This window comes from Isoptericola sp. NPDC058082, from assembly GCF_042885055.1.
GTDB lineage: Bacteria > Actinomycetota > Actinomycetes > Actinomycetales > Cellulomonadaceae > Isoptericola.
The window spans coordinates 64181-72440 of record NZ_JBHVSQ010000017.1 but is presented as its reverse complement, the minus strand read 5'-3'; the positions used below and the strand labels follow the sequence as shown (position 1 = coordinate 72440).

Genomic DNA, 8260 nt, shown 5'->3' with positions numbered 1-8260 from the left:
ATTGACTATCAAACACACTGTTGAGTTCTCAAACAACCGACGCACACCGCAGAACCAGAACCAACCGTTCCGACCCCGCCGGGGCAACCCCTCAAACTTACCAGACTTTTTCGGCCGTTCCGACCGCCTGTTTCCAGCCGATCGAACTGCCCGACGCAAGTCGGAAAGCCCCACACCGGTGCTCGGGGCGCACGAATGCGACCTGATCCTCGATGTGAGTTCCAGCCCCGCGCGGCCACCTGAGCTCCGGTCGCCCGGATCATGCTCTTTGGTGTCCGTCTCCCTGTCGGGCTGACGTCGTAGAACATTACACGCTCCGCAGCGCCCGGCCAACTCCGCCCGCGGTGACGCGGGGCACACCGCTCCCCGGGCCCCGACGAGGGCTCTGGACGGGGTCCAGAATCGTGCCGTGACCACCCCGCAGACCGCACCACAGCCCCCGGCGTCCGTCGTCGTCCGGCCCGCCCGGGCCGACGAGAGCGCGCACGTCGCATGGCTCGCCGCACTCACGTTCCCGCTGGCGTGCCCGCCGGGGACCCCGGTGGCCACGATGGCCGCACACGTGGCCGCCCATCTGTCCCCTGGTGCCGTCGGCGCCTGGGTCGCGTCCGACAGGCACGCGCTCCTGGTCGCCGTCGACGACAGGCCCGGAGCACCCGACGACGGTTCGACGACGCCCCTCGGCTACGCGCTCGTGTCCTTCGGCGAGCCGGACGGTGACGAGGAACGAGAGGTGCTTCGCGCCGTCGTGGGCGCGGGCCCGTACGCCGAGCTCTCCAAGATCTACGTGCACCCGGACGCGCTCGGCGGCGGCGTCGCCGCTCAGCTCCTCGAGGCCGCTGCCGCGGCCGCGACCGGGCTCGGCACCGTTGCCGGGGTGGACGCTCCCCTGTGGCTCGGCACCAACGCGCAGAACGCCCGCGCACAGGCCTTCTACCGCAAGCACGGCTTCGTGGTCGCCGGCACGCGCACCTACGACGTGGGCGGCGTGCGGCACGACGACGTCGTGATGGTCCGCCGCGCGGCCTGACCGCGCGAGCCCACGACGGCGGGTGGGCGACGCGTGTCGCCCGCCCGCCGTCGTCGTCCAGCGTGTCCCGGAGGTCCTCAGCCCCGCAGCGCGAGGATCGCGTCCGCGCTGCGCTCCGCGTTGCCGAAGGAGTCGACGGGGAACGGGGGCTCGGCGACCGTCGACGCGTTGTCCTGCTCCCAGATGCCGTGCTGGCGCCCCGAGCCGTTCAGCGCGCCGAGGAACGCCTGGTAGTCGAGGTCGCCCACCCCGAACTCGACGATGTCGTAGCCGTTGGACGTCTGCGGGTTCACCCGCCCGTCCTTGAGGTGGAACATCGGGTAGCGGTTCCGGTGCGCCAGGACGTACTCCACCGGCTCGAACCCCGGGTAGAGGTGCCTGCCCACGAACGCCCAGAACACGTCCATCTCCAGGTAGACCGTCGCCGGGTCGGTGTTCTCCAGGAAGACGTCGTACAGCCGCGTCGCCGGGTCGTCGGCCGCGAAGCCGAACTCGTGCTGGTGGTTGTGCTGGTAGAACTTCAGCCCGCGCGCCGCGGCCGCCGCGCCGAACCCGTTGAACTGCTCCGCCGCCGCCAGGTAACCGCCGACGGTGCGGTCGTTGGTCGGGGCGTTGGCCGTGCCGACGTGCGCCATCCCGAGGGTCTGGGCGATGTCGAGCTCGGCCTCCATGTTGCGGACGAAGTCGGCGATGCCCCGGTGCGCGCCGACCGCCACGAGGCCGTTGTCGTCCAGGAGCGTGCGGATCTCCGACGGCGTGATCGCGCCGACCGCGCCCTGCGTGTACCCGGCGAACTCCACCTCGCGGTACCCGAGGGTGGAGAGCCGCTCGAAGACCGCCCGGAACCCGAGCGCGTTGACCTTGTCCCGGATCGAGAAGAGCTGGATGCCCAGCTTGCCCGGCGGGACGAGCCGGCGCCCGCCGCCGGCCGCGAGCGCCGACGAGGCCGTCGCCGCCCCCAGGCCCACGGACGTGACGGCCGCGGCACCCACCGCGACGGTGGAGCCCGCCAGGCGCAGGAACGACCGACGGTCGAGCTCGGTACGACTGGTCATGCTGATCCCCTTTGATCAGGACGCCGGACCGCCCGGCGCCACGCTGTCGCGAGCTTCGGGAGCGGCTCAGCGCTGGGAGAACGCGGCGTCGAACGCGGCCTCGGGCGCGTCGAACGCGAGCCGGCGCACCAGCTCCAGGGCCTCCGGCGCGCCGACCAGGCGGTCCATGCCGGCGTCCTCCCACTCGATCGAGATGGGCCCCGCGTAGCCGATCGTGTTGAGCATCCGGAACGCGTCCTCCCACGGCACGTCGCCGTGCCCCGTGGAGATGAAGTCCCACCCCCGCCGCGGGTCCGCCCACGGCAGGTGGGACGACAGGCGCCCGTTGCGGCCGTTGCCCATCCGCTTCTTCGTGTCCTTGCAGTCCACGTGGTAGATCCGGTCCTTGAAGTCCCACAGGAAGCTCACCGGGTCGAGGTCCTGCCACACCATGTGCGACGGGTCCCAGTTGAGGCCGAACGCCTCGCGGTGGCCGATCGCCTCCAGCGTGCGCACGGTGGTCCAGTAGTCGTAGGCGATCTCGCTGGGGTGCACCTCGTGCGCGAAACGCACGCCCACCTCGTCGAAGACGTCGAGGATCGGGTTCCACCGGTCGGCGAAGTCCTGGTAGCCCGCCTCGACCATCGCCTCGGTGGCCGGCGGGAACATCGCCACGTACTTCCAGATCGACGACCCGGTGAAGCCCACCACCGTGTCGACGCCGAGCCTCGCCGCCAGGCGGGCGGTGTGCTTCATCTCCTCCGCGGCACGCTGCCGCACCCCCTCCGGGTCGCCGTCGCCCCACACGACGTCCGGCAAGATGTCGCGGTGCCGCTCGTCGATCGGGTCGTCGCAGACGGCCTGGCCCTTGAGGTGGTTGGAGATGGCGTACACCTTCAGCCCGTGCCGCTCCAGCAGGTCGAGGCGGGACTGCACGTACGCGTCGTCGTCCCACCGCCACGGGTCCAGGTGGTCGCCCCAGCAGGCGAGCTCGAGGCCGTCGTAGCCCCAGCCCGCGGCGAGGCGGGCCACCTCCTCCAGGGGCAGGTCGGCCCACTGGCCCGTGAACAGGGTGATCGGTCGTGCCATGGTGCGGTTCTCCTCGTCGAGACGGCGGTGCGGGTGGTGGCGGCGAGCTGGTGACGTGGGAGCGGGGCGTGGTCAGCCGGGCAGGTCGACCCAGGCGTGGCCGGCGTCCGAGCTGCGCTCGACGGCGTCGAGCACGCGCTGCACGGCGAGCCCGTCGGCGAACGACGGGGTCGGCTGCTTCCCCGCCGCCAGGTCCCCGACGAGGTCGACGACCTGGTGGGTGAACGCGTGCTCGTAGCCGAGACCGTGGCCGGCGGGCCACCAGTGCCCGCCGTAGGGGTGCTCCGGCTCGGTCACGACGATGCGGCGGAAGCCCGCGACCTCCGCGTCGTCCTCCGCGTCGAAGTAGTGCAGGAGGTTCATGTCCTCGAAGTCGAAGGCGAGCGAGCCGCGGGTGCCGCTGACCTCGAGCCGGATGGCGTTCTTGCGCCCCCACGCGTACCGCGTGGCCTCGAAGGTCGCCGTCCCGCCGCCCGACAGCCGGCCGAAGAAGATCGCGGCGTCGTCGACGGTGACCGGGCCGGTGCCCTCCCCCGCCTCCCCCGACAGGCCGGAGAAGGACGCCGGGACCGGCCGCTCGCGCACGAACGTCTCGAGCATGCCCGCCACGCCGACCAGCCGCTCCCCCGTGACGAACTGGGCCAGGTCGACCACGTGCGCGCCGATGTCACCCAGCGCCCCCGACCCGGCCTTGGCCTTGTCGAGCCGCCACGACAGCGGCGTGGCCGGGTCGGACAGCCAGTCCTGCAGGTACTGCGCGCGCACCTGTCGCACCTCGCCGATCCGGCCCTGCTCGACCAGGCGTCGCGCGAGCTGGATCGCCGGGACGCGGCGGTAGGTGAACCCCACCGCCGCGAACACCCCGCGCGCGGCCGCGGCGTCGGCCGCGCGGACCATCTCCTCCGCCTCGGCCACCGTGTTCGCGAGCGGCTTCTCGCACAGCACGTGCTTGCCCGCCTCGAGCGCCGCGACGGCGATCTCGGCGTGCGTGTCGCCCGGCGTGCAGACGTCGACGAGGTCGACGTCGTCCCGGGTGACGAGCTCGCGCCAGTCGGTGACGGCGTCGTCCCAGCCGAGCCGGTCCGCCGCCGCGCGCACCCCCGCGGCGCTGCGGCCCGCCACGACCCGCATCCGCGGGGCGAGCGGGAGGTCGAAGAACCGCGGCGCCGTCCGCCACGCCTGCGAGTGCGCGGCCCCCATGAACGCGTATCCGACCATCCCGACGCCCAGCGTCGGCGTGCCCCCTGCCGTGGCGTGCTCGCTCATCGAGCGACCTCCGTTTCCTCGTGCGGCTGTCGTGCTTCCGTGCGTGCTCTGCGGGTCGGGCCTGACGTCAGGACCGGAACCCGATGGACATGTACTGGTCGACGTTGTCCGCCGTGACCACCGGCGCGTACAGCTGGGTGGTGCGCGGGACCCCGGCCGAGACCAGGTCTCCCATGTTCTTGTTGTGCACCACCAGGCGGGCCAGCTTGATGCCGTCGGCCGCCTGCGTCGACGGGTAGACGACGGTCGCCTTCAGCACCGAGTCGTCCGCCTGGATGTGCTCCATGACGTCGAGGGACCCGGCGCCGCCGACCATGAAGAACTCGTCCCGGCCGGCGTTCTCGATCGCGGCGAGGACGCCGACACCCTGGTCGTCGTCATGGTTCCAGATGGCGTCGATCTGGGGCTCCGCCTGCAGCAGGTTCGACGTCGCCGTCTCCCCGCCCTGGACCGTGAAGTCCGCCGCGACCCGGCGGTCGACGTCGAGCCCGCAGTCGGACAGCGCGTCCTCGAACCCCTTGCTGCGGTCCTGGGTGAGCGGGAGCGACTCGATGCCCTGGATCTCGGCGACGATCGCGTCCGGGTTGTCGCCGAGCTGCTCGCAGATGTAGGTGCCGGCGCTCACGCCCATGCCGTAGTTGTCGCCGAGCACCGTGGCGCGCGCGGCGAACGGGCTGGAGAACTCGCGGTCGACGTTGATGACCGGGATGCCGGCCTCCATCGCCTTGGTCGCGACCTCGGTGAGCGCGGCGCCGTCGAACGGCAGCAGCACGATGGCGTCGACCTTGTCGTTGATGAACTGTTCGATCTGGCTGATCTGCACGTTGACGTCGTTCGTCGCCTCGGCCTGGCGGAGCTCGACGTCGGAGTACTGCTCGGCGGTGTCGACCGCCGACTTGGTGATGGCGCCCATCCAGCCGTGGTCGGCGGCGGGGGCGGAGAAGCCGATGACGACCTTCTCGCCCGGCTCGTCGTTGCCCTCGGCGGCGACCTGCGGGGCGGCCGAGCCCTCGTCCTCGGGCGGCTCGTTGCTGGTGCAGCCGGCGGCGAGCAGGACGGCGGTCGCGGCCGTCGCGGCCAGCGCGACGACGCGACGGCCACGGGTAGGACGCTCCAGCGCGGTGCGTGCGGACATGTGATCATCCTCGATTCGGTCCGGCCGTCCCGGGCGGGTGGCCCGGTGCGGGATGGTGCTGGGGTGGAGCTGGGGTGGTGCGGGGAGGTTCGGGAGGGCGGTGCGTCAGGTGGACGCGGAGCGCCGGGCGAAGCGCTGCTGGAGCAGGACGGCGACCACGATGATCGCGCCCTTGGCGACGTTCTGGGCGGAGATCGACAGGTTGTTGATCGTGAAGACGTTGGTCAGCATCGCGAAGATGAGGACGCCGATGACGGTGCCCACGATCGTGCCGCGGCCGCCGATGAGCAGCGTGCCGCCGACGACGACGGCCGCGATCACCTCGAGCTCGTAGTACAGGCCGTTCGTGGAGGTGCCCGCGGTGGTGCGGCCGAGCATCATCACGCCCGCGATGCCGGCGGCCAGCCCGGACAGCGCGTAGACGTACAGCAGGTGACGCTGCACCTTGATGCCCGCGAGCCGCGACGCCTCGAGGTTGCCGCCCACGGCCACCGTGCGGCGGCCGAACGTGGTGCGGTTGAACAGGAACCAGCCGGCGACGGCGACCACCGCGAAGATCCACACGAGCACCGGCACGCCGATGAAGTCGGCGCGGAAGAAGTCCAGGAAGCCGTCCACGTTGACGACCTGCGTCTGGCGGCCCGAGATCATCTCCGCGAGGCCGCGGGCGGCGATCATCATCGCCAGCGTCGCGATGAAGGACACGACCTTCCCGTACGCGATGATCAGGCCGTTGACGATGCCCGCCGCGGTGCCGACCACGAGCGCCGTGAGCACCATGACCGTCCAGTGCACGTCCTCGGCCATCGTCTGCGTGGCGAGCGTGCTGGCCCACACCGAGGCGAGCCCCGTCAGGGAGCCCACCGAGAGGTCGATCCCCCCGGCCGTGATGACGAACGTCATCCCGATGGCGAGGACCCCGGTCACGGACGCGAGCCGGAGGATGGTCATGACGTTGTCGAGGCTGGCGAAGCGCTCGCCGCCCGTGATCACGCCGACGACGGCGACGAGGGCCAGGGCCACGACGAGCCCGATCGTGCGGCCCGCCGGTCCCGACAGCCACGAGGGCCGCGACGTGCCGGCGGCCGGCGACTCCACCTGGGTGCTCATGCGGTGGTTCCTTCCATGACGAGGTCGAGCACGCCGTGCTCGTCGATGTCCTGCGCGGGTGCCCGGTGCACCACGCGCCCTTCGGAGACCACGAGCACGTGGTCGGCGAGGCCGAGGACCTCGGGGATCTCGCTGGAGACGACGACCACCGCCGTCCCGGCGTCGGCGAGGCGGCGCACGAGCGCGTACAGCTCGGACCGCGCGCCGACGTCGACGCCGCGGGTGGGCTCGTCGAGGAGCAGCACGTCGCAGCCGTGCACGAGCCATCGCCCGAGCAGGGCCTTCTGCTGGTTGCCGCCGGAGAGGGTGCGGGCCGCCCGGTCGACGTCGGTGGGCCGCAGGTCGAGGGCGGCCACCTGCTCGCGTGCCGCCGTGCGCTCGGCGCGCTCGTCGAGCCAGCCGCCGCGGGCGAACCGGGCGAACGTCGAGAGGGTGACGTTCCGGTAGACGGGCTCGTCGAGGACGAGGCCCTGGCTCTTGCGCTCCTCCGGGCACAGCCCGATGCCGGCGGCGACCGCGGTGTCGACCGAGCCCGCGCGCAGGGCGCGGCCCTTGACCGTGACGGTGCCCGACGACCGGCGGCGCGCGCCGTAGAGCGTCTCGAGGATCTCCGACCGCCCGGCGCCGACGAGCCCGGCCAGGCCGACGATCTCTCCGGCCCGGACCTGGAACGACACGTCCTCGAACGTGCCCGCGAGGCCCAGTCCCTCGACGTCGAGCACCACGGGCGCGTCGTCGGGGACGCCGGGGCGCTCGGGGAACGCGTACTCGACGTTGCGGCCGGTCATGAGCCGGATGAGCTCGGTCGTGGGCGTCGCGGCGGCCGGGAGGTCGCGGCCCACCGTGCGCCCGTTCTTGAGGACCGTGATGCGGTCGCCGATCTCCCGGATCTCCTCGAGGCGGTGGGAGATGTACACGACCGCGACGCCCTGGGCCGTGAGCGCGCGGACGACGCGGAACAGGTTCCGCACCTCCCCGGCGTCGAGCACGGCGGACGGCTCGTCCATGACGATGACGCGCGCCTCGTGGGAGAGCGCCCGCGCCATGGACACGACCTGCTTGCCCGCGGCGGAGAGCTGGCCGACCTCGCGGTGGGGCGAGATCTCGGGGTGGCCGAGGCGTGCCAGCAGCTCCCGGGTGCGGGTGGCGACCTCGCGGCGCTGGGTGAACCCGCCGCGCGCGAGCTCGTGCCCGAGGTACACGTTCTCCGCGACGGTGAGCCCGTCGACGACGTCGAGCTCCTGGTAGATCGTCGCGACCCCGCGCTGCAGGGCCGCGACCGGGTGCGGGACGACGACCTCCTCGCCGTCGAGCACGATCCGGCCCGCGGTGGGCTGGTGCGCCCCGGCGAGGACCTTGATGAGCGTGGACTTCCCGGCGCCGTTCTGCCCGAGCAGGCAGTGCACCTCGCCCGGCAGCACGTCGAGGTCCACCCCGTCGAGCGCCTTGGCGCCCGGGAAGTGCTTGACGATGCCCTCCATGCGCAGCAGAGGGGCGGGGGCGTCGCTGCCCTCCGGCGGTGCCGCGTCGTCGCGGTCCACGTCGACCATGGCTCGAACCTAGGACGCACTTCTGTCGATCGTCAAGCAAAAGACG

General features: G+C 72.2%; 7 protein-coding genes. 1 reads left to right on the top strand and 6 read right to left on the bottom strand.

Features of this window, described 5'->3' with window-relative positions; translation table 11 throughout:
* The first annotated feature begins 409 nt into the window (after positions 1-409).
* On the top strand, positions 410-1030 hold the full coding sequence (locus ACFVS0_RS18515; RefSeq protein WP_430588779.1) for a GNAT family N-acetyltransferase: 621 nt from the start codon (positions 410-412) through the stop codon (positions 1028-1030).
* A 77-nt stretch (positions 1031-1107) separates the two neighbouring features.
* Here ACFVS0_RS18515 and ACFVS0_RS18510 read toward each other — a convergent pair whose 3' ends face one another.
* From ACFVS0_RS18510 to ACFVS0_RS18485, 6 genes are all read right to left on the bottom strand, one after another.
* Complete coding sequence (locus tag ACFVS0_RS18510) at positions 1108-2085, bottom strand: sugar phosphate isomerase/epimerase family protein (protein WP_430588778.1); 978 nt, start codon at positions 2083-2085, stop codon at positions 1108-1110.
* Between the two features lie 66 nt (positions 2086-2151).
* Positions 2152-3153 carry a sugar phosphate isomerase/epimerase family protein gene (locus tag ACFVS0_RS18505; RefSeq protein WP_079569343.1) on the bottom strand — a complete coding sequence of 334 codons (1002 nt, stop codon included), beginning with the start codon at positions 3151-3153 and terminating at the stop codon, positions 2152-2154.
* Positions 3154-3225: 72 nt separating this feature from the next.
* Positions 3226-4419, bottom strand: coding sequence for a Gfo/Idh/MocA family protein (locus tag ACFVS0_RS18500; RefSeq protein ID WP_430588777.1), 1194 nt, complete (start codon positions 4417-4419; stop codon positions 3226-3228).
* A gap of 67 nt (positions 4420-4486) precedes the next feature.
* Positions 4487-5554 (bottom strand): substrate-binding domain-containing protein, encoded by a 1068-nt coding sequence (locus ACFVS0_RS18495; RefSeq protein WP_430552101.1) that lies wholly within the window; start codon positions 5552-5554, stop codon positions 4487-4489.
* Positions 5555-5659: 105 nt separating this feature from the next.
* Positions 5660-6664, bottom strand: coding sequence for an ABC transporter permease (locus ACFVS0_RS18490; protein WP_430552100.1), 1005 nt, complete (start codon positions 6662-6664; stop codon positions 5660-5662).
* A complete protein-coding gene (locus ACFVS0_RS18485; RefSeq protein ID WP_430588776.1) occupies positions 6661-8214 on the bottom strand; it encodes a sugar ABC transporter ATP-binding protein in 1554 nt (517 codons plus the stop codon). The genes ACFVS0_RS18490 and ACFVS0_RS18485 overlap by 4 nt, the downstream gene beginning before the upstream one ends.
* Between the last annotated feature and the right edge of the window lie 46 nt (positions 8215-8260).